Source organism: Streptomyces sp. NPDC044984 (assembly GCF_040646935.1).
Classification (GTDB): Bacteria; Actinomycetota; Actinomycetes; order Streptomycetales; family Streptomycetaceae; genus Streptomyces.
This window is the reverse complement of record NZ_JBEZBE010000029.1, coordinates 21029-44013: the sequence shown is the minus strand read 5'-3', so window position 1 is coordinate 44013 and position 22985 is coordinate 21029. Positions and strand designations below refer to the sequence as shown.

The following is a 22985-nucleotide window of genomic DNA, read 5'->3' as shown; positions in this document are numbered from 1 at the left end:
ACTCACGCCGGTCACTCCGGATTTTCACGTGTCATCTACATGACACACACTGTCACCGGTGCCCGTCGGGCGCCCGACGCCACTGCGAGGGGAGGTCGCCCGTGGGCACCGTCGTCGACGACGCCGCCGCCGTGGAGTTCCACGCGTTCTTCGAACGCCACTACGCCGAACTGTCCCGGCTGGCCCATCTGCTGACGGGTGAGGCGGACGCCGCCGACGATCTGGCGGCGGACGCGCTGCTGGCGCTGTGGCACCGCTGGGACCGGGTGCGCGCCGCCGACCATCCGGCGGCGTACGCCCGGGGCGTGGTGGCCAATCTGGCCCGTACCCGGATCCGCAGCGCGGTGCGCGAACGGCGGCGGATCGCGCTGTTCTGGTCGCCGCGCGAGGAACGGATCGAGAACCCCGACGTGCCGGGAGTGGTGGACGTGCAGGAGGCGCTGCGCCGGCTGCCGTTCCGCAAGCGGGCGTGTGTGGTGCTGCGACACGCCTTCGACCTGTCGGAGAAGGACACCGCGCTGGCTCTGGGCGTCTCGGTGGGTACGGTGAAGAGTCAGACCTCGAAGGGGATGGCCGAACTGCAGCGGCTGCTGGGCACGCGGGAGGTACCGCGTCAGGTGCACGCGGCGGTGGCGGCCACCGCGGGCGGGGAAGCGGTCGGGAACGCGCGGAAACGCCCCAACGGGGCCAGGGGAAGGAACCGATGACGATGCGGCGGGACGTGCACGAGGAGCTGCGCGCCCGGCTGCACGAGGCGGCCGGGGCGCACGAGCCCGACCGGGAGCGCATGCTGGCCCGGGTGGAGCGGGGCATGGCCGGACCGGCCCGCCCCGAGCACCGGGCCGCGCGCCGGCCGGTGTTCGGCTGGTTCCGGGTGGCGGGCGCGACGGCCGCGGTGGCCGGAGTGCTGGCGGTGGGCGGCTACGCGGTCGCGTCGTCGGTGCAGGACGAGAAGCCGCCGCAGCGGCAGGTGGCCGTCTCGCCGACGCCCACGCGGTCCCCGGAGGCGACGAGCAGGCCGCCCGAGCCGTCGGCGGACCCCACGCCGGACGCCCCGGAGCAGTCCCGGAACACGGCCGCCCCGCCCGCGGGGAAGCAGAGTCCGTCCGACCGCCCCGCCCGGACGCCGGCCGGGGTCGAGGACGGGCCGCTGTGGTCGGACGGCTCGGTGGACCCGCACAGCAACGAGTTCTGGGCGCAGAGCAACGTCACCCTGAAGACCACCGAGCGGCTGACCTCGCTCACCGTGGAGCTGCGGATCGCGCAGACCGGCGGGGTGACCTCCACGGGCGCCTGGCGCTCGCTGCCCGAGGACGACTTCGAGCTCTCGGTGGAGGAGCGGGACGGCTTCCTCGTCTACGTCTGGACGCTCAAGGACGGCCTGACGATCGAGCCCGGCGAGTGGCTCTTCGCGGGGCAGTACGACCACGAGCGCGGCGGCCGGGACGCCGGGGAGGACACCTACACGGCGTGGGCCGGCACCGGCTCCGAAGAGCGCGCGGTCGGCGGCGACTTCGCGGCGCAGGACGACCGGGACGACGAGGACGCGGCGGACGACGAGGACGAGTGAAAAAAGATCGTCCGGGACGGCAACCCTTTCCGGGGCGGCGGCGACCAGGAGACGCAAAGACCCTCTCCACACAAGGACATCGCGCATGACTGCACGACCCGAACAGCCCGTCTCCCACCGCCGCCGGACCACCAGGCGGCGGGCCGTGATCGCCGGAGTCTCCGCGCTCGGCATCACGGGGGCGGCGATCGTCACCACGACGATGCTGTCCACCGCGGGCGCCGCCTCGTCCTGGCCCTCGGACACCGGCAGCAAGCCGGTGTCGAAGACCGTTCCGGTCTCCGGCGTCTACGACGGCGGCATGAAGAAGTTCTACGGCACCGGCGCCCTCGGCGGCGACGGCCAGGACGAGGGCCAGGACCCGGTCTTCGAGCTGGCCGACGGCGCCACGCTGAAGAACGTGATCATCGGCACCCCGGCCGCCGACGGCGTGCACTGCAAGGGCAGCTGCACGCTGCAGAACGTGTGGTGGCTGGACGTCGGCGAGGACGCCGCCAGCTTCAAGGGCACGTCCTCGTCGGCCCAGTACAAGGTGATCGGCGGCGGCGCGAAGAAGGCCGACGACAAGGTGCTGCAGTTCAACGGCGCCGGCACGCTGACCGTGAGCGGCTTCCGGGTCGAGGACTTCGGCAAGCTGGTGCGCTCCTGCGGCAACTGCAAGACGCAGTACAAGCGCACGATCGTGCTGAAGGACATCGACGTCGTCGCGCCCGGCAAGTCCCTCGTCGGCATCAACACCAACTACGGCGACACCGCCACGCTGTCGCAGATCCGCATCCAGGGCGACAGCAAGAAGAAGATCAAGACCTGCATCCGCTACCAGGGCAACAACACCGGCAAGGAGCCGAAGGAGCTCGGCACCGGCGCCGACGGGAAGTACTGCAAGTTCTCCTCCTCGGACATCACCTACAAGTGATCCCTCCGGGCCCATGACCCCGGGCCGCCGTCTCGACGTCCGACGGCCCGGTGACCGGTACCGTCCGATCCCCCCTCGGACGGCCGGTTCCCCCGGCGGTCCGGACCCCCATCCGGACCGCCACCAGGACGCCCCGCCGGTTCACCCCGGCGGGGCGTCCGTCGTTCGTCCGAGGCTCCGAACGGCGAAAACACCCGAAAACTTTCGGTGCTCCCCGTCCCACCCGCATCGGTTGACGCCCTGCACTCCCCTGGTGACACTCCGGGAAACAACAGAATCCCTCAGACTCCGACAGGAAGTGTCATGCGCCGCCACACCGCCCGTCGCACGCTTCTCGTCCCGTTCCTCGCCCTCCTCCTCGCCCTGCTCGCCGCCCCGCCGGGCACCGCACACCCCGGAGCACCACCCGTGAAGAAGCCCACGTACGCCGGTTACCTCTTCGCCTACTTCACCGGCGAGGGCACCGCCGACGGCGAGCAGATCCGCTACGCCCTCAGCCGCGGCAACGACGCCCTGCACTGGCGCGAACTGAACGCGGGGAAGCCGGTGCTGACCTCCACCATCGGCGAGAAGGGGCTGCGCGACCCGTTCGTGATCCGCTCCCCCGAGGGCGACCGGTTCTACATGATCGCCACCGACCTGCGGATGTACCGGAGCAGCAGCGGCAGCTGGGACGAGGTCCAGCGGCACGGCAGCAAGTCGATCATGGTGTGGGAGTCCACCGACCTGGTCCACTGGACCGACCAGCGCCTGGTGAGGGTGTCCCCGGACAACGCGGGCAACACCTGGGCGCCGGAGGCCTACTGGGACGACGAGCTCGACGCGTACGTCGTCTTCTGGGCGTCCAAGCTGTACGCCGACGACGACCCGGACCACACCGGTTCGACGTACAACAAGATGCTGTACGCGACCACGAAGGACTTCCGCACCTTCAGCGAGCCGAAGGTCTGGAACGACCCGGGCTACTCGGTCATCGACTCGACCGTCGTCGAGCACGAGGGCACGTACTACCGCTACACCAAGGACGAGCGCGACCCGTCCTCCGGCTCCCCGTGCTCGAAGTTCATCACCGGCGAGAAGTCGGCGTCGCTGACCGACACCTCGTACGACTTCGTCTCCGACTGCATCGGCAGCGGCGCGATGAGCCGGGGCGAGGGGCCGACGGTGTTCAAGTCGAACACCGAGGAGAAGTGGTACCTGTTCATCGACGAGTACGGCGGCCGGGGCTACCTCCCCTTCGAGACCACCGACCTCGACTCGGGCGAGTGGACCCCGTCGACGGACTACCAGCTGCCCGCGAGCCCGCGGCACGGCACCGTCATCCCGGTGACGCGGGCGGAGTACGACCGGCTGCTGGCCGCGTACCCGGAGAGCCCCGCGTCGGTCGTGGACGCCACGGCACGCGGGCAGAAGGGCTGGGCCGTCGTCAGCGAGGAGTCGAACAAGGTCGTCCTGCCGATGGAACCCCGCGCCGACCTGCGCGGCCTCGCGCCCGAGCTGTACGTCGGCGAGGGCGCGACGGTCAGCCCCAGGTCCGGTACGCGCCGCGACTTCCGCAGACCGCAGACGTACACGGTGACGGCCGCCGACGGCACGAAGCGCACCTGGACGGTGGAGGCGGTGCCCACCCGCAGCCCGGTCCTGCCCGGCCTGTACGCGGACCCCGACGTGCGCCACATGGACGGCCGGTACTGGATCTACCCGACCACGGACGGCTTCCCCGGCTGGGGCGGCACGCGGTTCAAGGCGTTCTCGTCGAAGGACCTGGTCCACTGGACGGACCACGGCGTGATCCTGGACCTCGGGCCCGACGTGTCCTGGGCCGACAAGAACGCCTGGGCGCCCGCGATCGCGGAACGCGACGGGAAGTACTACTTCTACTTCTGCGCCGAGCAGCAGATCGGCGTCGCGGTGGCCGACTCCCCGGCCGGCCCGTTCACGGACGCGCTCGGCAAGCCGCTGATCGGGAAGACGCAGTTCAGCGGTCAGATGATCGACCCCGCCGTGTTCACGGACGACGACGGGCAGTCGTACCTGTACTGGGGCAACGGGCACGGCTACGTGGTCCCGCTCGACGACGACATGGTGTCCTTCGACGCTTCCCGGGTGAAGGACATCACCCCGGAGAACTTCCGCGAGGGCTCCTTCGTGGTGAAGCGCGACGGCACGTACTACTTCATGTGGTCCGAGGACGACACCCGCAGCGAGAACTACCACGTGGCCTACGCGACCGGCCCGTCCCCGCTCGGCCCGTGGACGAAGCGCGGCACGATCCTGTCCAAGCGCCCCGAGTACGGCATCCTCGGCACCGGTCACCACTCCGTGGTCAACACCCCGGGCACCGACGACTGGTACATCGTCTACCACCGGTTCGCGCTGAACGGCCCCGGGAGGTCCGGCGGGGACGGCACGCACCGGGAGACCACGGTCGACCGCCTGGAGTTCGCCGCCGACGGCACCATCGAACCGGTCGTGCCGACCCTGGAGTCGGTCAGGCCGGTGCGCCGCTGACCGACTCCAGCCAGGCGAAGACCTCGTCCTGCATCACGGCGTCGAAGACGTGGCCGCGCCCCGGCCACGTCTTCAGCCGCAGCCGCTCCCCGGCACCGCGCGAGCGCCACACGGTCCGCAGCCTGTCGTACGCGGCCCGTACCCCGTCGGCGGGGAACAGGGCGTCGAGTCCGCCGTGGAAGAACAGCATCGGCTTCGGCGCGGCGATGCCCGCCACGTCGGGGATGTCGAGGTGCCGGGCGAGCCCCGGGTGGAGCAGGTGGAACGCCGACTGCCCACGCAGGGTGTTGTTGCCGGGCACCATCATCTCCTTGAGCCCCGTCATCCAGCACACGCTCGCCGCGGCGGCGATGTCGTCGCTGAGCGCTGCGGCCTGCCAGGCGCGGTAGCCGCCCATGGAGAAGCCGACGGCGGCGACCCGGCGGGCGTCCACCCGGTCCAGGCCGGCCAGGAAGGCCGCGGCCCGCTGGTCCTCGCGGGCGTGGAGTCCGGCGAGCGAGGAGCCGAGGTGGTAGAGGTTGCTCGCCAGGGCCTGCTGCCGCTCGTACCCCAGAGGGCCGCGGTCGCCCCAGCCGAGCGCGTCCAGGCAGAGCACCACATGGCCGCGCCGGGCGAGTTCGTCGCCGACGAAGCGCCCGTCGAAGTACCGGTCCGCCCACTCCTCGGCGGAGGCGAGGCGGGTCTCGTCGTACCAGGGCCGGACGCCCTTCTCCTTGCCGATGTCGAACCGGGACCCGTGGTCGTGCAGCAGCAGGACCGCCGGGAACGGGCCGGCGCCCCGCGGGGTGAGCAGGGCGCCGCGGACCCGTCCGTAGCGGGTGAGGGAGAGGGTGACCAGCTCCCGTGTGTACCCGTCGCCGTCCGCGCGGGCGGTGAACTCGGGGTCGTACGGCGTCCCGTCCTGCCGGTCGACGAGGAGGTGCTCCTCGACCACCGCGCGGGCCGTGCGCCGCCACGCGTCGAAGTCCCGGACCGGCGAGGTGCCCCAGGCGAGCGGGAAGGTCAGCTCGTCCTTGAGCACCGTGTGGAAGCCGGGCAGGTCACCGGTGGCGGTCATACGGCCGCCAGTCGCCGAGGTACGCCTCCCGGGTGTGCGAGGCGGCCTCCGCGCGGGTGAGCTGGGGCCGGTTCCCGGGCACGGTGATCACCGCGCCGGGGCCGGTGTTGCGGTACTCGGCGAACCGCTGGTCCTGCCAGGGGTGGGCGTCCCGCATGTTGGCGTAGGGCGCGACCGCGTCGATGCCCGCGCCGAGGCGGGTCTCGCGCACGGTGAGCATGGGGCGGGCGGTGGTGTCGGAGCTGGGCACCCAGGGGCGGGCCAGCTTGTAGTGGCCGTCGGGGGCCTCGCTGCTGATCCGGCTCCGGGTGACCAGGTAGCCGCGCGGGTTGGCGCCGGCGGTGGAGGGCGCGAAGACGAAGCCGTACGGCGCCGCCGTGAGGTCGGGGCGGACCAGGGTGCGGAAGTGGCAGTGCTCGAAGACGGCGGTGGCCCGGCCGAAGACGAAGTCGACGTCGCCCTCGGCGTAGCAGTGGGAGAAGTACTGGCGGGCGAAGGTGTCCAGGGAGAGGGAGTCGGCGTACAGGGTGTCCTGGTGGCCGAGGAACCGGCAGTGGGTGAAGGCGCTGCGGTCGCCCTGCACCTTGAGGGCGACCGCCTGGGTGCCGCTGGTGCCGGGGAGGTCGGTGCGCAGCCAGTCGTTGGCGAAGGTGATCCAGCGGGCGGTGAAGCCGTCGGGGCGCACGGTGGTGGTGGCCGAGCCGGAGGTGCCGTGGGTGCCGGAGCCGTCCGGCTTGGGGGTGCCGGCCGCGTTGTCGTAGACGATCACCACGTCGCGGGGGTCCTCGGAGGCGCCGAGCCAGGTCATGCCGGTGCGGTCGGCGTCGACGGAGACCGTCTCGCGGTAGGTGCCCGGGGCGATGACGAGGGTGCGTCCGGTGCCGGTGGCGGCGGTGACGGCGGCCTGGACGGTGGTGAAGTCACCGGCGCCGCCCGGGTGGACGTACAGGGTCTGGGGGGTGAGGCGGGCGGACGGTGAGCCGTACCGGCCGAACGGGCCGCGGGGCCGGTGGGCTGCCCGGGCAGGGACGGCGGCCAGGGCGAGCGCGGTACCGGCCGTGGCGCCGGTGAGCAGGAAGTTCCTTCTGGACAGGGGCGAGGGCATGCGGAAACTCCTTCGGCGACGGGTGCCGGGCCGGGGCGGACCGCCCCGGCCCGTGCGCGCGGGTGTCAGCGGATGCGGCCGGCGCCCGCGCCGCGCTCGACCAGGAACGGGACGGCACGGGCCGGGTGGACGGCGGCGCGCAGGGTGGGGGTCCAGCCGGCTCCGGACCGCAGGGTCTCGGCCGGGATCTCCGCGTTGTGCACGGCGATCAGGTCGACCCGCTCGCCGTTGACCAGGTTGTGCGCGGCGGTGACCGGCGAGTCGTTCCACCGCTTGAGGATCTTCGCCGGGCTGATGCCCTTCGCCAGGGTGAACGCGTTGTGCTCGGCGACGAGCTGGGACTCCTTGCCGATGCCGAAGCTGTAGGAGTAGCCCTCGGTGGCCACGAAGTGGTTGTTGTAGACGTCGACCTGTCCGAAGCGGACGCGGGGCGCGCGCTCGACCAGGCCCGAGAACAGGTTGTGGTGGAAGGTCGCCTTCAGCTTGCCCCGGTCGCCGACGGCGGTGGACTCGCCGTCGCTGTTGCCGATGAGGATCGTCTTGTCGTGCTCGGTGAAGACGTTCCAGGAGGCGGTGACGTAGTCGGCGCCCCGGACGATGTCCAGCTCGCCGTCGTGCTGCTGGTACAGCATGCCGAAGTGGGTCGGGGCCTCGCTGTCGGGGTGCTCGCCGTCGGTGAACGTGTTGTGGTCCAGCCAGACGTGGGTGGAGCCGTACACCACGGCGGTGTCGTACTCGGAGTTCCAGTTGCCCCGGCTGCCGTCGGTCGGGTCCCACTGCGGGAAGCAGTCGATCGGGCTCTCGAGGACGAGGTTGCGGACGATGACGTTGTCCACGCCCTTGATCTGGAGGCTGGCGCCCTTGATGCCGGCGTTCCGGCCGACGCCGATGATCGTGGTGTTGGAGGGGACGTTCACCTTGATCGCCGCGTCCTGGGCGGCGGCGGACGCCCTGCGCAGCCCCTCCGGGCTGTCGTCGGGCTCGGCGCTCAGGTCCTGCTCCAGGCCCCAGGTCTCCGGCGCGTACGTCTGGAGGTAGGCGTCGAAGTCGTAGCCGGGCGCGGCGAACGCCTCGCAGCCCTCGGCGACCGCGTCGATGGTCCCCTTCACCTTGATGATCTTCGGGGCGTCCCCGCCGTCCGCCAGGGCCGCCTTGAACTCGGCCCAGGTGCGCACGGTGTGGACGTGCTCGCGGTCGGCGGCGGCGCCTCCGGTGGTGCCGGTGCCGTGGGAGGCCCAGCCGTCACCCGCGCCCAGCGTCTGCCGGGCGGGGTCGTGGCGGTGGTGCGACGGGGAGTGGGCCTGGGCGCCGGTGCCGGTCAGGGCCAGCACGAGGGCGGTGCAGCCGGCCAGCGAGGCGACTCTCACTGTGGCATGCCCATGCCATCCGAATGTGCTCATGGTGCGGCTCTCCTTTGAGTGGTCCAGGGGTGTTACGCGACGGCCTCCGGCCAGGTGATCCACGACTGAGGGATCTCGTCGTCCAGCCGGCGCACGTCGCGCGGCGCGAGCACCCGGGTGCGCAGCAGCTCCCGGGCGACCAGCCGTGCCACGGCGATCGCGCCCGGCGGATTGAAGTGCGTGTTGTCCTGCTCGACCGCCGTCCAGTTGAAGTACTTCTTGGTCTCCTCGGCCCCGAGCTCCTGCCACAGCGCCAGCGACAGCGCCTGCACGTCGAGCAGCGCGACCCCCTCCTCGGCGGCCAGCGCCCGCATCGCCGCCGGGTACTCCCCGTGGCTCGGCACGGCTCGCCCGTCCGCGTCGAACCGCCGCCGCTCCACGGCGGTGGCCAGCACGGGCCGCGCCCCGCGGGCCCGGGCTCCGTCGACGTACATCCGCAGGTACTCCTGGTACGTCGACCAGGGCTCGGTGTAGCGGGTGGGATCGGCGGTCTTCTCGTCGTTGTGCGCGAACTGGACGAGGAGGAAGTCACCGGGCCGGATCGAGGAGAGGACCGCCTCGAGCCGCCCCTCGTCGACGAAGCTCTTGGAACTCCGCCCGTTCACGGCGTGGTTGGCGACCGTGAGATGCCGGTGGAGCAGGAAGGGCAGCGCCATCCCCCACCCGGTCTCGGGCGCGGCGTCGGCGTACTTCTGGGCGGCGGTGGAATCACCGGCGATATGAAGGGTGCGGTGGTGCCTTGGACTGGCCTGCGCGGTCCCGGTCATGGCAAGTGCGAGAGGCGCGCCAAGCCCGGCGATACCGACCTGTCTACGCGTGAGTGACACAAGCTGTGCCTTTCAACAGGGGGTGGCGGAAGCACCCCGAAGAGGCGCGGGACCGTATCGATGTGCGGCTCCGCCGCGTGGGCGTGAACGACCGGGGACGGCCCGCAGCCGAAACGAAACGGGCCGCCCCCGGCGAGACCGCCGACTAACCCATCTGCTCCTGCCACTCGGCCTGCGCCTCGTTCAGCTGCTCGGCCATCGTGTCCAGGAAGTCCTTCGCGCTCATGTCCCCGAGCAGGACCTTCTGGAAGTTCGGCTCGTTGTCCGCCTTGGAGATGGTGTTCCAGTCCGGCAGGTAGTACGGCAGCTGGACGATGGTCGTGGACCCGTCGCTCAGCGCGTCCGCGGCCAGCTTCGTGGGCTCCGCCTTGCTGATCCACTCGTCCTTCGCGGCGTCCGCGTGCGCCGGCACCTGACCGGCCGACTCGTTGAACTTCGAGTTCGCCTGCGCCGACGTGGCGAACTCGATGAACTTCCAGGCGGCCTCCTTGTTCTTGGAGCTCTTGAACAGGCCGACGCCGTCGACCGGGTTGGAGACCTGGACCCGCTTGCCGCCGGGCCCGGTCGGCTGCGGGATGCCGCGGAACTTATCGGTGGTGAGCGCCTTGACGTGGTCCTGGTACGAACCGAGGTTGTGGTTCAGCATGCCGATGGTGCCGGAGTCCCACTGCGCGACCATCTTGGTGAAGTCGTTGTTCAGGTCGGCCGCGGGGGTGGCCTTCTTGAACAGGCCCGCGTACTTCTCCAGGGCCGCGACGTTCTTCGGGTCGTTGACCGTGGTCTTCTTGCCGGAGGAGTCCCAGAACGAGGTGATGCCGGACTGCCCGTACATCGCGTCCAGGGCCTGGGCGATGGAGCCGGCGCCACCGCGGATGGTGTAGCCGAACTCGTTCTTGCCCTTGTCCGTCAGCTTCTCGGCGGCCTCGTAGAACCGGTCCCAGGTGGTCGGCTCCTCCAGGCCCGCCTTCTCGAACAGGTCGGTGCGGTAGTACAGGACGCCGTTGTTCGCCGAGGTCGGGATCGAGTACAGCTTGTCGTCACCGCCGCCGGCGGCCCGCATCGACTCGATCATGTCCTTGTTGAGCTTGCCGTTCAACGGGGACTTGGCCAGGCGGAAGTCCAGCGTGTCGAGCGCGCCCTGGGCGGCGAAGCCCGCGAGCATCGAGGCGCTGATGCCGCCGACGTCCGGCAGGCCGCCGCCCTGGATGGCGGTGTCGACCTTGGACTGGTACTCGGTGGAGGCGATACCGACGTACTGGACGTCGATGTCCGGGTTCGCCTTCTCGAAGTCGGCGATGACCTGCTTCCAGATGTCGGTGCGGACACCGCCGTTGTTGTCCCAGAAGACGATCTTGCCCTTGCCGCTGCCCTCGGCGCCCTCGTCGCCGCCGGCGCCGCTGCCGTCGTCGCCGCAGCCGGTGGCGGTCAGGGCGAGCACGGCGCTCAGGGCGACGGCGGCCGACGTGCGGCGTCCGCCTTTGCTGTTTCTGAGAATGCTGATCTTCATTGGTCGGCTCTCTTCTTCTGGATCCAACGGACTATGAAGTTGTGGGGGGTCTGTCAGGACCGTCCGGCGGTGTTCAGCCGTGCGCCGGGGCGTTGATCCTGAACTGTGTGAACGTGGCGGTGCCGGCGTGTCCCTGGCCGGTGGGTGCCACGGCGACCAGGCCGAGCAGGGCTCCGACCCAGCGCCAGGGGGTGGCGGCGAAGACCTGGCCGGAGGGGCGGAAGCCGTCCCCGGTGTCGCAGGAGAAGCGGCAGCGGGCCCCGGCGCCGATCTCGACCCGGAGGCGGGCCCGGCCGCCGGGAGCGGGCCGCGGGTGGTCGGCGTCGCGTTCCTTCCCCCACTGCCCTGAAGGCGTGGGAGGTGCCCCCATGGCGACCGTCTCGGCGAACCGGTGCACCAGGTGGACCGTGCCGTCCGCGCCGCGCTGGAGCCCGATCCAGCGGTAGGCGTCCCCGAGGACGGCGAGCCCGGCGCGTGCCCCGGGTTCCTCGCTGTCGAGCCGCAGCTCCACCTCGACGGTGCACGGGTCGCCGGGCAGCCGCTGGGTCAGGACGTGGGGCAGCCTGCGCAGGTCGTGCGCGTCGGCGGAGCGGACGCAGGTCAGCCGCAGCCCGTCGGCGGAGTGCTGGGTGGCCCAGCCCTCCTTCGGGTTGGCGGTCCACTGCCACTGGCGGCCGAACCGTCCGCCGGGGAAGTCGTCGTCGGTGGCCGGCGCGGCGGGCGGCTGCGGCGGCAGGTCCGGGCGGCGGTGTTCCGCGACGGGGGCGCCGTCGTCCCCGAGCACCGGCCAGCCTTCCGCCCCCCAGGTCATCGGCTGGAGGTGCACGACACGGCCGTACGGCCCGCGCTGCTGGAAGTGCAGGAACCAGTCCTCGCCGGACGGGGTGCGCACCCAGCCGCCCTGGTGGGGGCCGTTGACGTCGGTGTCCTTCTGCTCCAGGACGACCTTCTCCTCGTACGGCCCGAAGAACGCGCGGGAGCGGAAGGCGCCCTGCCAGCCGGTCTCCACTCCCCCGGCGGGGGCGAGGATCCAGAACCAGCCGTCGTGCTTGTAGAGCTTGGGGCCCTCCAGGGTGAACCAGCCGGGGATGCGGTCGGCGTCGACGATCACCTTGCCCTCGTCGAGGAGTTCGGTGCCGTGGGGGTGCATCCGGTGGCCGGTGAGGCGGTTCTTGACGCCGGAGCGGGACTTGGCCCAGGCGTGCACGAGGTAGGCCTCGCCGGTCTCCTCGTCCCACAGGGGGCACGGGTCGATCAGGCCCTTGCCGGCCTTCACCAGCAGCGGCCGGGTCCAGGGGCCGCGGATCTCGGGGGCGTTGACCTGGAAGATGCCTTGGTCGGGGTCGCCCCAGAAGATCCAGAACCGGTCGTCGTGGTGGCGCAGGGACGGGGCCCAGACCCCGCAGTCGTGCCGGGGCGTCGTGAACTCGGCTTCCGGTTCCAGGCGTTCGAGGGCGTGGCCGACGAGGGTCCAGTTGACCAGGTCGCGGGAGTGCAGCAGGGGCAGTCCGGGGGCGCGGCCGAAGCTGGAGGCGGTCAGGTAGAAGTCGTCGCCGACCCGGATCACGTCCGGGTCGGACCAGTCGGCGTTCAGGACCGGGTTGCGGTAGGCGGTGTCCGTCTGCTCGGCGGTCACGGGCTCACCGCCTTGCGGACCAGGGCGGCGGCCGCGCTCCGGTCGAGGCGTCCGTCGGCGACGACGGTGACGATCCGGCGGACCACGGTCTCCCCGGGCGGGAGCGGCAGCCGTGCGGTGTGGGCGAGGGAGGAGCCGACGCCCGGGTACTCGGCGGTGCGCACGAACCAGGGGTCCCGCCGGGTCCGTTCGGTGGCCCCCGCGAGGACGAGCGTCCAGGTGGATCCGGCGAGCGCGACCCAGTCGGCCGGCCGGCCGTGCACCTCGCCCTCGCCCTCGGCGGAGGCGGTGAAGACGTCCGGGGCCGTCTCCTCCTTGCGGGCCCGCCAGAAGAAGCCGCCGTACGCGGCTCCGGGGCGGCCGTTGGTGGCGGGGCTGCCGACGGAGAGCGGTGCGCTTGTGACGTTGGTGAGGGAGAAGGTGAAGTCCAGCGCCCAGGCGGCGCCGGTGAGTTCGGTGGCGGCGACCGTGCGGCGCTCGCGCAGCAGCTCGCCCGGCGCGGCCATCCAGCGCAGCTCCTCGACGAACCCGTCGGGGTCGCGCAGCTGGTAGGCGGTGTGCCGCTGGGAGCCGTGGTTGTCGAGCTCGGTCGGCCCCTGATCGCGGACGTAGGTGCGTCCGCCCCAGAAGTTGAACCCCTCGACGTCGGGAACGGCGACACCGACGCCGAGGTGGTGTGCGTGGTCGGCGGGGCTCAGCTCGGTGACCGCCGTGCCGGCCAGGGTGGTGACGGGGTGCAGGTACGGCCGCGGGGAGAGCCGGGCCGGCAGTTCGGGCCGGGTGACGTACCGGCCGACGGGCCGGCCCGCGACGCGCAGCACCACGGAGTCGTTGCCGGTCATCGGGTGCTCACCTCTTTCGGCAGGTGGTGGGCGGGCAGCGCCCAGGGGGCGCCCAGCTCGGAGTAGAGGGACAGGGTGTCGGCGGCGGCCGCGACGAGGCCGTCGACGCCGGGCACGACCCGTCGGTTCTCACCGGGGACGTGCCGCCAGGCTCCGTCGGGCAATGGGGCCGGGTCGGGGGCCTTGCGGATCGCCTCGACGACCTGCATGAAGGCGCCCGTCCCGTCCGGGGTGACCAGCAGGGGGGTGCCGTCGGTGAGGTGGGCGACGAGGTTCTCCAGCAGGTCGGTCCGGTCGAACCGCATCTCCTCCGGGCCGTGGTCCGCGCGCTGGAGCAGGACGCGGTCCTGCTTGTACCAGAAGGTGATCCGGCCGGTGGTGCCGTGCACCAGGACGTACGGCTCGTCGGCCCGCTCGGCGCACAGGGTCGCGGCGACGGTGACCGAACCGCCCCGCGTGGTGGTGATCCGTACGCAGGAGGTGTCGTCGGACTCGATGTCGTTGGCGCGCAGCAGCTCGGTCTCGATGCCGGCGACGTCCTCGGCTCGGGTGCTGTCGGCGAGCGCGAGGGCGGTGGCGACGGCGTGGGCGAGCGGGTTGGTCAGCGCGCCGTCGACCACGTCGACGCCGTTCAGCCGGCGCCGGCCCGCCCAGGGCGCCCGCCGGAAGTACTCCTCGGGCCGCACCCAGGCACCGGCTCCGCCGATCCCCACCACCCGGCCGACGGCGCCCTCGGCGACCAGCCCGCGGATCGCGGGCACGGCGTGCGAGCCCAGCGACTGGAAGCCGATCTGGCAGGCCACCCCGGCCGCGGCGACCCCGTCGGCCATCCGGCGGTACTCGGCGTACGACGGCGCCGGTGGCTTCTCCAGCAGGATGTGCACGCCCCGCTCGGCCGCCGCGAGGGCGAGGTCGGTGTGGGTCGGGATCGGGGTGCAGATCACCGCGATCCGGGCTCCGGTGGAGTCCAGCAGCGCGCCGAAGTCGGCTGACTGCTCGGGGAGTTCACCGCCGAACTCGTCCTCGGTGAGCGGGGTGAGTTCGCAGATCCCGGCGAGCCGTACGAGCCCCTCCGCCTCGAGGCGGCGGATGTTCGCCACGTGCCAGCGGCCGTGGCCGCGGGCGCCGGCGAGGACGACGGGCAGCGGGGTGCCGGGCGCGGTCCGGGGTGCGGTCCGGGGTGCGGTCCGGGGCGCGGTCCGAGGTGCGGTCATCCCTTCACCGCCCCCGCGCTGAACCCGGTGATCAGCCACTTCTGGATGAAGGCGAAGACGAGCACGACGGGGACGGCCGCGATGATGCCGCCCGCGGCGAGCGCGCCGAGGTCGACGCTGTCCGCGCTCATCAGGGTGTTGAGGCCGACCGGGATGGTCTGCTTCTCCTGGTTGTTGAGGAACATCAGGGCGAACAGGAAGTGGTTCCAGGAGTGGACGAAGGCGAAGGAGCCGACGGCGATCAGACCGGGCCGCAGCAGCGGCAGGACGACCACCCGGAAGGCCTTGAATCGGTTGCAGCCGTCGACCCAGGCGGCCTCCTCCAGGGAGTACGGCACGTTCTTGATGAAGTTGCTGATCAGGATGATCGACAGCGGCAGCTGGAAGACCGTCTCGGCGATGATGACGCTGCCGAGCGAGTTGATCATCTGCAGTTCGGCGAAGATCTCGAACAGCGGGACCAGGAGGAGCGCGCCGGGCACGAACTGGGAGCAGAGCAGGGCGAGCATGAAGCCCCGCTTGATCTTGAAGTCGAACCGGGCGAGGGCGTAGCCGCCGGCCAGGGCGACCAGCGTCGTCATGATCAGGGTGGCGACGCCGACCAGCACGCTGTTGTAGAAGAAGGTGCCGAAGCTGCGGTCCGTCCAGACCTTCTCGAAGTGGACGAAGGTCATCGGCCAGGGCACCAGCGAGGTGGAGCCGGCCGGGCGGAGCGCGAAGAGCAGGATCCAGTAGAAGGGGATGAGGGTGAAGACGAGGTAGATGCCCAGCGGCAGGTAGATCTGCCAGCGGGGGGCCTCGTCCCAGGCCCGGCGCCTCTTGTTCGGCCGCGGCGGCTCGGGGGCGGTGCGCGCGGGGGCGGGGGCGGCCACGGTGGCCTCTTTGGTGATCACTTCTCGCCTCCGAACTTGCTCAGCCGCAGGTAGACCATCGAGCAGAAGAGCAGGATGAGGAACGCGACCGTGGTCAGGGCCGACGCGTAGCCGAAGTTGTGGGCGTCCACCGAGGTGTTGGCGATGTACAGCGGCAGTGTCGTGGTCTCGCCCGCGGGTCCGCCGCCGGTCAGCGTGTAGAGCAGGTCGACGTTGTTGAACTCCCACACCGCGCGCAGCAGCGTGGACAGGATGATGGCGTCCTTCAGGTGCGGCAGCGTGATGTGCCAGAACTGCTTGATGCGGCTGGCTCCGTCGACCTCGGCGGCCTCGTAGAGGTCCTTCGAGACGGACTGGAGGTCGGCGAGGATGAGGATCGCGAAGAAGGGGACACCGCGCCACAGGTCGGCGACGACCACCGCCGGGAAGACGGTGGAGGTGTCCGACAGCCAGCTGACGCCGTAGTCGCCGATGCCCATGTCCGCGAGGTAACGGGTGATACCCGTCTGGGAGTTGTAGAGCAGCACCCAGATCGCGGAGGTCAGCACGCCGGAGACGGCCCACGGCGAGAAGACCATGGCGCGGCCCAGTGCGCGGCCGACGAAGGTCTGGTTGACGATGAGGGCGAGGGCCAGGCCGAACAGCAGCTGCAGTCCGACCTCGACGAAGACCCACTTGGCGCTGAAGACGAGGGTGTCCCAGAACAGCGGGTCCTCGGTGAAGATGTGGGTGAAGTTGTCGAAGCCCGCGTAGCCGTTCCGCCAGGGCTTGGTGGGGTTGTAGTTCTGCAGGCTGTAGTAGAAGACGCTGATGACCGGGTAGGCGATGAAACCCAGCATGAGCAGGGCGGCCGGCGCGATCAGCAGGTACGGGAGCCTGCGGGGCGTGGCGGAGGCACGGCGCCGCCGGGGTGGCCTGGGCGGTTTCGCCACGGCTGCGGCATGGGCCATGACTGTTCTCCGTTTCTCGGTACGTCGTGCTGTGTGGTGCGTGAGCGGGTGAAGCGCTTTCTTCGTAGGTGTGCGGGGGCCGGGAGGAGCGGCCGGTCAGCCGGCGTACGGGTCCTGGACCGTGCCCGGGCGGGCGAGGAACTCGAAGTCGCAGCCGGTGTCGGCCTGCGTGATCTGCTCGTGGTAGAGCGCGCCGTAGCCGCGCTCGTAGCGCACGGGCGGCGGCGTCCACCGCTCCCGGCGGCGCTGAAGCTCCTCGTCGTCGACGTCGAGTCGGAGGAGGCGGTTCTCGACGTCGAGGGTGATCGAGTCCCCGGTGCGCACCAGGGCGAGCGGTCCGCCGACGTACGACTCGGGGGCGATGTGCAGGACGCACGCGCCGTAACTCGTCCCGCTCATGCGGGCGTCGGAGATCCGCACCATGTCCCGCACCCCCTGCTTGAGCAGGTGGTCGGGCAGGGGCAGCATCCCGTACTCGGGCATGCCCGGGCCGCCCTTGGGACCGGCGTTGCGCAGGACCAGCACGCTGTCGGCGGTGATGTTCAGCGCCGGGTCGTTGATGGTCCGCTGCATCTGCTTGTAGTCGTCGAAGACGACGGCGCGGCCGGTGTGCTTCAGCAGGTGCGGTTCGGCGGCGATGTGCTTGATGACGGCGCCGTCCGGGCAGAGGTTGCCGCGCAGTACGGCGACCCCGCCCTCGTCCGCGACCGGGTTGTCGCGGGGCCGGATGACGTCGTCATTGTGCACCTGCGCGCCGGCGATCTGCTCGCGCATCGTGTCGTGGCAGACGGTGGGACGGTCCAGGTGGAGCAGGTCCGGGATCCGGGAGAGGAACCCGGGCAGTCCGCCCGCGAAGTGGAAGTCCTCCATCAGGTACGTCTGTCCGCCGGGCCGCACGTTGGCCAGCACCGGGACGGTGCGGGCGATGCGGTCGAAGTCGTCGAGGGTGAGCTTGACGCCCGCGCGTCCGGCCATGGCGATCAGGTGGATGACGGCGTTGGTGGAGCCGCCGAGTCCGAGGACGGTCGTCACCGCGTCCTCGAAGGCCTCCGCGGTGAGGACGTCGCTCAGTTTCCGGTCCTTGTGGACCAGGTCGACGACGGCCAGGCCCGCCTTGGCGGCCATCCGGTCGTGCCCGGAGTCGACGGCCGGGATGCTGGACGCGCCCGGGACGGTGACGCCGAGGGCCTCGGCGGCGGCGGTCAGCGTGGACGCCGTGCCCATGGTCATGCAGTGGCCGGGCGAGCGGGCCAGGCCGCTCTCCAGCTCCTGCATCTCGCAGTCGCCGATCAGGCCGGCCCGCTTGTCGTCCCAGTACTTCCACATGTCGGTGCCGGAACCGAGGGTCTCGCCGCGCCAGTGACCGGGGAGCATCGGCCCGGCGGGCACGAACACGGCCGGCAGGTCGGCGCTGGCGGCGCCCATCAGCAGGGCGGGCGTGGACTTGTCGCAGCCGCCCATCAGCACGGCGCCGTCGACCGGGTAGGAGCGCAGCAGTTCCTCGGTCTCCATGGCGAGGAGGTTGCGGTAGAGCATGGGGGTCGGCTTCTGGAAGGTCTCGCTCAGGGTGGAGACCGGGAACTCGAGGGGGAAGCCGCCCGCCTGCCAGACGCCCCGCTTGACGGCCTGCGCGCGGTCACGCAGGTGGACGTGGCAGGGGTTGATGTCGGACCAGGTGTTGAGGATCGCGATGACCGGCTTGCCCAGGTGCTCCTCGGGCAGGTAGCCGAGCTGGCGGGTGCGGGCGCGGTGGCTGAAGGAGCGCAGTCCGTCGGTGCCGTACCACTGGTGGCTGCGGAGCTGCTCGGGGGACTTCCCGGCGCTCATATCGACCACCCCGCGGCGATGGCGGCGACCTCGGCGCGCTCGCTCTCCGGCAGCGGCCTGCTCGGCGGGCGGACCTCGCGGCGGCACAGGCCGAGGGAGGCGAGGGCCTCCTTGACGACGGTGACGTTGTTGGCGGAGCCGTTGGCGGCGCGCAGTTCCTCGAAGCGGCGGATCTGCTCCCACACCTTCATGGCGGTCGGGTAGTCGCCGGAGCGCAGCGCCTCGATCATGTTCAGCGAGACGGACGGGGCGACGTTGACCAGGCCCGAGGTGAAGCCGGTGGCGCCGGCCGAGAAGTAGGAGGGGGCGTACGGCTCGGCGAGCCCCGCGACCCACACGAACCGCTCCAGTCCCGCGTCGCGGGCGAAGGCGGCGAACTTCGCCGCGTCCGGCACGGCGTACTTCACGCCGATCACGTTGGGGCAGGCGTCGGCGAGTTCGGCGAGCCGGGCGCCGGTGAGCTGGGCGTTGCGGATGTAGGGGACGACGCCCAGTTCGGGCACGGCCTCGGCGATCGCGCGGTGGTAGTCGACCCAGCCGCTCTGCGAGACGTAGGGGTGGACGGGCTGGTGCACCATCACCATCTGCGCGCCGAGTTCCCGGGCGTGCCGCGCGGAGGCGACGGCGGTGGGCACGTCGTGGCCCACGCCGACCAGGATCACCGAGCGGTCGCCGGCCTCCTCGACGGTCAGCTCGGTGACCAGCCGGCGCTCGTCGGGGGTCAGGGCGTAGAACTCGCCGGTGTTGCCGTTGGGGGTGAGGGTCGTGATGCCACCGTCGAGGAGACGACGCAGCAGGGCCCGGTAGGTGCCTGGGTCGACGGAGCCGTCCTCGGCGAACGGGGTCACCGGGATCGCCACCACGTCGGCCAGGGCCGCCCGTTGGGTCTCGAACGTCGTTGTCATGCCTGACCGTCCTCTTTCTGGGCTTCCGGGGCCGCCTCGAAGTCCCCTTCGACCTCGGGGAAGGCCCGTCGCACGAACGACGCGATGTGCGAGTGCAGGGCGCGGGCCGCGCCGTCCGCGTCACCGTCGAGCGCGAGCCGCAGGATCTCGCGGTGCTCGCTCGCCTCCCGTTCCCAGGAGGGGTCGGCTGCCCAGGCGACGGCCGAGACGAGGGCGGCCTGGTCGCGGACCTCGTCCAGCATCCGGCTGAGCAGCGGGTTGCCGCAGGGCACGTAGAGGGCGCGGTGGAACGCGCGGTTGGCGAGCGACCGTTCGGCCGTGTCACCGGCCTCGTCGGCGCGGGTCAGCGCGTCGCGTGCGGCGTCCAGGGAGGCGCCGCGGCGCACGGCGCGCTTGAGCGCCTCGGGCTCCAGGAGCAGCCGCACGTCGTAGACCTCGCGTGCCATGTCCGCGTCGACCATGCGCACCGTGACGCCCTTGTACTGGCTCATCACGACCAGACCGGTGCCGGCCAGGGTCTTGAGCGCCTCGCGCACCGGGGTCTTGGACACCCCGAACTGTGCGGCGAGGTCGGTCTCGACCAGGGCCTGGCCCGGTGTGAACCGGCCGGTGAGTATGCGGCGTTTGATCTCCTCCCGCACGTACTGCGTGCGGGAGGGGATCGGCGTGGGCACAGAGGTCATGCGCGCCTCTCGGATTTCGCGTCGGATCTCGCGTATCGGATCTCGCGTATCGCGTCTCATATATGACGTACGAAGTACGACGCGATGACCGTAGGAGTGGCCCGAAGTTTCGTCAATGCTTCTGACACAGAAAGTTTCTGTTGCCTCACACGGCGTACGTGCGGCCCTCCCGGGCGGCGGCGGTGGGTCCGCCGAAGGCGGAGGCGGCCCGGCCGGCCGCCGCCTCGGGGGTGAGCGCGGGGCCGACGTGGGTGACGAGGAGTTCGCGCACGCCCGCCCGCCGGGCGGTGTCACCGGCGTCCTCGGGCGTCAGGTGCACCTGTTCGCTTTCGCGATGCTCGTCGATGTCCGCCTCGCAGAGGAACAGGTCGGCGTCGCGGGCGAGTCCGGTGAGGGCGTCACACGGTCCGCTGTCCCCGGAGTAGGCGAGCACCCGCCCCGCGCACTCGGCGCGCAGCCCGTAGGCCTCGACGTCGTGGACGACCGCGGTGGAGGTGAGGGCCAGGCCGCCGTGCCGGACGGTCTGCCCGTCGCGCAGGGGCCTGAAGTCGAACACGCCGCCGAGGAAACCGGTGTCGGGGCGCCCGAGGAACCCGGCGAGCCGCTGGGCGCAGTCGGCCGGCGCGTGGACGGGGATCGGCGCGGGCGGGGTGAGCCCGCCGTACGCGAGGCCGTACACGGCGGCGAGCAGATCGGCGCTGTGGTCGGCGTGCAGATGGGAGATCCATACGGCGTCGATGCGCGCCGGATCCGTGTGCCGCCGCAACTCCGCGAACGTCCCGAACCCCGCGTCCACCCACACCTCGGCGCCACCACCACGCAGGAGGTACCCGGAGCTGGGGCGGTCGGGGCCGGGGTGCGGGGAGGCGGTGCCGAGGACGGTGAGCGTGAGATCGGAAGTCATGCGGGGAGGCTATGAGGCGCCCTCGGCCCGCGCGCCTGCTTTACGCGGGCTTCGCCTTTTACCGGGCCTCGTCCTTCACGCGGGCCTCGTCCTTTACGCGGGCCTCGTCCTTTACGCGGGCCTCGTCCTTTACGCGGCCTTGTCCTTTACGCGGCCTCGTCCTTTACGCGGACCTCGTCCAGCCCGGGTCCCGGCCGCTGAGGCCGACCGTCCGGTCCAGGAGCGGGGCGTCGGGCGGGACGGGGACGACGGGGCCGAAAATGCCGCCGGCCCGGTCGGGATCCTCGGCGGCGGCGGCCAGGAGGAAGGTGTGCGTGGCCTCCAGCGCGGCGGGGTCGGGCGCGTAGGCCTGTCCGGTCGCGCGGGCCAGGTCCCAGCCGTGGACCACCAGTTCGTCGGTGGCGACGGCGCCGGCGACCTCGCCGGGCAGGTCCACGCCGCCGGCGCGGGTCATGCCGGTCCAGGCCGCCGGGTCCCGCCAGACCTCGGCGAGTTCGTCGAGCGCCTTGGGCAGCTCCTCGCGCCAGCCGGGCCCGATGTCGGGCACGGCGGCCTCCGGGCTGGTGTCCGTGGTGGCGCCCAGGTCCTTGCGGCCCGCGTCCCGGAAGGCCACGGCCAGCCCGAGGAGGTGGCCCAGCACGTTCCGTACCGCGTACCGCGGGCAGGGGGTCCCGTCCGCCAGCTGTTCGTCGGTGACGCCCTCGGCGAGGCGCGCCACGACCCGGGCCTGCGGTCCGAGGTCGAGGGGGATGTCGGTCATCGGGTTGCTCCTCATGGACGGTGCTCCTCATGGACGGTGCTCCTGGGAGACAGACCGGCCGGCCCCGCGGAACTCATCGCTCGGCGGCCCTCCTTCCAAGGCACCTGCCCGATCCCCACGCAGGGTCCTTAGGCCCACGATGAGCAGGCATGACGACGACCTGGACGGTGGCCCGCGTGGTACGGGACCGCAATGCGGGCCTCTGCCTCACCGGGGTGGTGGTCTCCGGTTTCGGCACCTCGGCGCTGTGGCTGGCCTCGGGTGTGTGGGTGAAGGACCTCACCGGCTCGGACGGTCTCGCGGCCCTGTGCCTGCTGGCGATGTGGGCCCCCACCCTGGCCGGCCCGCTGCTGGGCACCCTGGCCGACCGGTTCCGCCGCAGGCCGCTGCTGATCGCCGCGAGCCTGCTCATGGCGGGGCTCCTGCTCACCCTCTGCGCCGTCGGCTCACCGCGCGGGCTGTGGCTGCTGTACGCGGTGCTGTTCGTGTACGGCGCGGCGGGTGTCGTCCACGACGCGGCCGAGTCGGCGCTGCTCGCCACCGCCGTGGACCGCTCCCTGCTCGGCGACTTCAACGGCCTGCGGATGACCGCGAACGAGGGCATGAAACTGCTGGCCCCGCTGGCGGGCGCGGGCCTCTACGCGGCGTACGGCGGGGCGGCCGTCGCCGTCCTGGACTCGGTCACCTTCCTGCTGGCCGCGGTGGTGTACGCGTTCCTGCGGGTACGGGAGGACCGGCCGGCGCCCCCGAAGGGCAGCCGCCGGAAGCAGACGGCCGAGGGTGCCCGCCATCTGTGGGCGCATCCGGTGCTCCGCCCGCTGGTGCTGGCGGGCGGCGCCACGATGCTGTGCGCGGGCCTGAGCGGGGCGCTGGTCCACGCCGTGGTCGACGCCCTCGGCCACTCCCCCGCGTACGCCGGTGTGCTGTACGCCGTCCAGGGCGCGGGGTCGGTGGCGGTCGGCCTGCTCTCCGGTCCGGCCCTGCGCCGCCTCGGCGCCCGGCGCTTCGCGGCGTACGGCATCGCCCTGCTGGCCGTGGCGGTGGCGCTGCGCGCGGTGCCGGACGACCCGCTGGCGTGGGGGTGCAGCGCGGCGATCGGCGCGGGGCTGCCCGCCGTACTGATCGCCACGCTCACCGCCGTGCAGCACGAGACCCCGGGCCCGCTGTTGGGGCGGGTCACCGCCACCGCCAACACCCTGGTGTACACGCCGAACGTGCTCGGCCTGGCGGCGGGCGCGGCCCTGGTCGAACTCCTCGACCACCGCCTGCTCCTGGCCGCCCTCGGCTGCGCCCTGACGGCAACGGCGGCAACACTCCTCGCCCACCGGCCGAACCCCACCCCGGCATGACACAACTGCGACCGACCGCGCCGCCGCAGCTGCGGGCGATCGTGCCTCCCCCAGTGCCTTAAAAGTCCTGGGAGGTGCCCCCAGGGCGATGGGGGTCCCCCCGCCCGAGCGCAGCCGAGGGTGGGGGAGGGTGGGCGGTGGGGGTACCTC

At 71.8% G+C, this 22985-nt stretch carries 20 protein-coding genes; 5 read left to right on the top strand and 15 right to left on the bottom strand.

Annotation, left to right across the window (positions count from 1 at the left end; genetic code table 11):
* The first annotated feature begins 101 nt into the window (after nt 1–101).
* The 4 genes from AB0A94_RS27895 (at nt 102) to AB0A94_RS27880 (ending at nt 4997) form a co-directional block, all read left to right on the top strand.
* Nucleotides 102–707 (top strand): SigE family RNA polymerase sigma factor, encoded by a 606-nt coding sequence (locus AB0A94_RS27895; RefSeq protein WP_361748646.1) that lies wholly within the window; start codon nt 102–104, stop codon nt 705–707.
* Nucleotides 704–1570: a hypothetical protein gene (locus AB0A94_RS27890; protein WP_361748645.1), complete on the top strand. Its 867-nt coding sequence runs from the start codon at nt 704–706 to the stop codon at nt 1568–1570. The genes AB0A94_RS27895 and AB0A94_RS27890 overlap by 4 nt, the downstream gene beginning before the upstream one ends.
* A gap of 85 nt (nt 1571–1655) precedes the next feature.
* Nucleotides 1656–2486, top strand: a complete 831-nt coding sequence (locus AB0A94_RS27885; protein ID WP_361748644.1) for a pectate lyase — start codon at nt 1656–1658, stop codon at nt 2484–2486.
* Nucleotides 2487–2789: 303 nt separating this feature from the next.
* Nucleotides 2790–4997 (top strand): family 43 glycosylhydrolase, encoded by a 2208-nt coding sequence (locus AB0A94_RS27880; protein WP_361748643.1) that lies wholly within the window; start codon nt 2790–2792, stop codon nt 4995–4997.
* Here the strand turns inward: AB0A94_RS27880 and AB0A94_RS27875 are convergent.
* From AB0A94_RS27875 to AB0A94_RS27805, 15 genes are all read right to left on the bottom strand, one after another.
* Nucleotides 4978–6054, bottom strand: coding sequence for a dienelactone hydrolase family protein (locus tag AB0A94_RS27875; RefSeq protein ID WP_361748642.1), 1077 nt, complete (start codon nt 6052–6054; stop codon nt 4978–4980). The genes AB0A94_RS27880 and AB0A94_RS27875 overlap by 20 nt on opposite strands.
* Nucleotides 6038–7159 (bottom strand): pectinesterase family protein, encoded by a 1122-nt coding sequence (locus AB0A94_RS27870; protein WP_361748640.1) that lies wholly within the window; start codon nt 7157–7159, stop codon nt 6038–6040. Before AB0A94_RS27870 ends, AB0A94_RS27875 begins: the two co-directional genes overlap by 17 nt.
* Before the next feature lie 65 nt (nt 7160–7224).
* Nucleotides 7225–8559, bottom strand: a complete 1335-nt coding sequence (locus AB0A94_RS27865) for a pectate lyase (protein ID WP_361748639.1) — start codon at nt 8557–8559, stop codon at nt 7225–7227.
* A gap of 32 nt (nt 8560–8591) precedes the next feature.
* The gene (locus AB0A94_RS27860) at nt 8592–9386 is read right to left on the bottom strand and encodes a rhamnogalacturonan acetylesterase (RefSeq protein WP_361748638.1); all 795 of its coding nucleotides are present in this window, start codon (nt 9384–9386) and stop codon (nt 8592–8594) included.
* A 145-nt stretch (nt 9387–9531) separates the two neighbouring features.
* Nucleotides 9532–10893: a sugar ABC transporter substrate-binding protein gene (locus AB0A94_RS27855; RefSeq protein WP_361748637.1), complete on the bottom strand. Its 1362-nt coding sequence runs from the start codon at nt 10891–10893 to the stop codon at nt 9532–9534.
* A 73-nt stretch (nt 10894–10966) separates the two neighbouring features.
* A complete protein-coding gene (locus AB0A94_RS27850; RefSeq protein WP_361748636.1) occupies nt 10967–12529 on the bottom strand; it encodes a family 43 glycosylhydrolase in 1563 nt (520 codons plus the stop codon).
* Nucleotides 12526–13371 carry a PmoA family protein gene (locus AB0A94_RS27845; RefSeq protein ID WP_361748635.1) on the bottom strand — a complete coding sequence of 282 codons (846 nt, stop codon included), beginning with the start codon at nt 13369–13371 and terminating at the stop codon, nt 12526–12528. Before AB0A94_RS27845 ends, AB0A94_RS27850 begins: the two co-directional genes overlap by 4 nt.
* Nucleotides 13368–14585 (bottom strand): Gfo/Idh/MocA family oxidoreductase, encoded by a 1218-nt coding sequence (locus AB0A94_RS27840; protein ID WP_361748634.1) that lies wholly within the window; start codon nt 14583–14585, stop codon nt 13368–13370. The genes AB0A94_RS27845 and AB0A94_RS27840 overlap by 4 nt, the downstream gene beginning before the upstream one ends.
* Nucleotides 14582–15478, bottom strand: a complete 897-nt coding sequence (locus AB0A94_RS27835) for a carbohydrate ABC transporter permease (RefSeq protein WP_361748633.1) — start codon at nt 15476–15478, stop codon at nt 14582–14584. Before AB0A94_RS27835 ends, AB0A94_RS27840 begins: the two co-directional genes overlap by 4 nt.
* The gene (locus tag AB0A94_RS27830) at nt 15475–16407 is read right to left on the bottom strand and encodes a sugar ABC transporter permease (RefSeq protein ID WP_217136187.1); all 933 of its coding nucleotides are present in this window, start codon (nt 16405–16407) and stop codon (nt 15475–15477) included. Before AB0A94_RS27830 ends, AB0A94_RS27835 begins: the two co-directional genes overlap by 4 nt.
* Before the next feature lie 96 nt (nt 16408–16503).
* Nucleotides 16504–18234 carry an L-arabinonate dehydratase gene (gene araD / locus AB0A94_RS27825; protein WP_361748632.1) on the bottom strand — a complete coding sequence of 577 codons (1731 nt, stop codon included), beginning with the start codon at nt 18232–18234 and terminating at the stop codon, nt 16504–16506.
* Entirely contained in the window at nt 18231–19139 is a 909-nt protein-coding gene (locus AB0A94_RS27820; RefSeq protein ID WP_361748631.1) for a dihydrodipicolinate synthase family protein, read from the bottom strand. The genes araD and AB0A94_RS27820 overlap by 4 nt, the downstream gene beginning before the upstream one ends.
* Complete coding sequence (locus AB0A94_RS27815; protein ID WP_361748630.1) at nt 19136–19822, bottom strand: GntR family transcriptional regulator; 687 nt, start codon at nt 19820–19822, stop codon at nt 19136–19138. The genes AB0A94_RS27820 and AB0A94_RS27815 overlap by 4 nt, the downstream gene beginning before the upstream one ends.
* A 145-nt stretch (nt 19823–19967) precedes the next feature.
* Nucleotides 19968–20726 (bottom strand): MBL fold metallo-hydrolase, encoded by a 759-nt coding sequence (locus tag AB0A94_RS27810; RefSeq protein ID WP_361748629.1) that lies wholly within the window; start codon nt 20724–20726, stop codon nt 19968–19970.
* Between the two features lie 163 nt (nt 20727–20889).
* Nucleotides 20890–21486: a TIGR03086 family metal-binding protein gene (locus AB0A94_RS27805; protein ID WP_361748716.1), complete on the bottom strand. Its 597-nt coding sequence runs from the start codon at nt 21484–21486 to the stop codon at nt 20890–20892.
* Between the two features lie 149 nt (nt 21487–21635).
* Between AB0A94_RS27805 and AB0A94_RS27800 the strand changes: the two genes are divergently transcribed.
* Nucleotides 21636–22835 carry an MFS transporter gene (locus AB0A94_RS27800; RefSeq protein WP_361748628.1) on the top strand — a complete coding sequence of 400 codons (1200 nt, stop codon included), beginning with the start codon at nt 21636–21638 and terminating at the stop codon, nt 22833–22835.
* The last annotated feature ends 150 nt before the right edge of the window (nt 22836–22985 follow it).

Bases quoted from the DNA above. Each gene is read 5' to 3' on its own strand.
- AB0A94_RS27890 (WP_361748645.1), top strand. From the start codon at position 704: ATGACGATGCGGCGGGACGTGCACGAGGAGCTGCGCGCCCGGCTGCAC.
- AB0A94_RS27885 (WP_361748644.1), top strand. From the start codon at position 1,656: ATGACTGCACGACCCGAACAGCCCGTCTCCCACCGCCGCCGGACCACC.
- AB0A94_RS27880 (WP_361748643.1), top strand. From the start codon at position 2,790: ATGCGCCGCCACACCGCCCGTCGCACGCTTCTCGTCCCGTTCCTCGCC.
- AB0A94_RS27875 (WP_361748642.1), bottom strand. From the start codon at position 6,054: ATGACCGCCACCGGTGACCTGCCCGGCTTCCACACGGTGCTCAAGGAC.
- AB0A94_RS27870 (WP_361748640.1), bottom strand. From the start codon at position 7,159: ATGCCCTCGCCCCTGTCCAGAAGGAACTTCCTGCTCACCGGCGCCACG.
- AB0A94_RS27865 (WP_361748639.1), bottom strand. From the start codon at position 8,559: ATGAGCACATTCGGATGGCATGGGCATGCCACAGTGAGAGTCGCCTCG.
- AB0A94_RS27855 (WP_361748637.1), bottom strand. From the start codon at position 10,893: ATGAAGATCAGCATTCTCAGAAACAGCAAAGGCGGACGCCGCACGTCG.
- AB0A94_RS27845 (WP_361748635.1), bottom strand. From the start codon at position 13,371: ATGACCGGCAACGACTCCGTGGTGCTGCGCGTCGCGGGCCGGCCCGTC.
- AB0A94_RS27840 (WP_361748634.1), bottom strand. From the start codon at position 14,585: ATGACCGCACCTCGGACCGCGCCCCGGACCGCACCCCGGACCGCACCC.
- AB0A94_RS27830 (WP_217136187.1), bottom strand. From the start codon at position 16,407: ATGGCCCATGCCGCAGCCGTGGCGAAACCGCCCAGGCCACCCCGGCGG.
- araD (WP_361748632.1), bottom strand. From the start codon at position 18,234: ATGAGCGCCGGGAAGTCCCCCGAGCAGCTCCGCAGCCACCAGTGGTAC.
- AB0A94_RS27820 (WP_361748631.1), bottom strand. From the start codon at position 19,139: ATGACAACGACGTTCGAGACCCAACGGGCGGCCCTGGCCGACGTGGTG.
- AB0A94_RS27815 (WP_361748630.1), bottom strand. From the start codon at position 19,822: ATGACCTCTGTGCCCACGCCGATCCCCTCCCGCACGCAGTACGTGCGG.
- AB0A94_RS27810 (WP_361748629.1), bottom strand. From the start codon at position 20,726: ATGACTTCCGATCTCACGCTCACCGTCCTCGGCACCGCCTCCCCGCAC.
- AB0A94_RS27805 (WP_361748716.1), bottom strand. From the start codon at position 21,486: ATGACCGACATCCCCCTCGACCTCGGACCGCAGGCCCGGGTCGTGGCG.
- AB0A94_RS27800 (WP_361748628.1), top strand. From the start codon at position 21,636: ATGACGACGACCTGGACGGTGGCCCGCGTGGTACGGGACCGCAATGCG.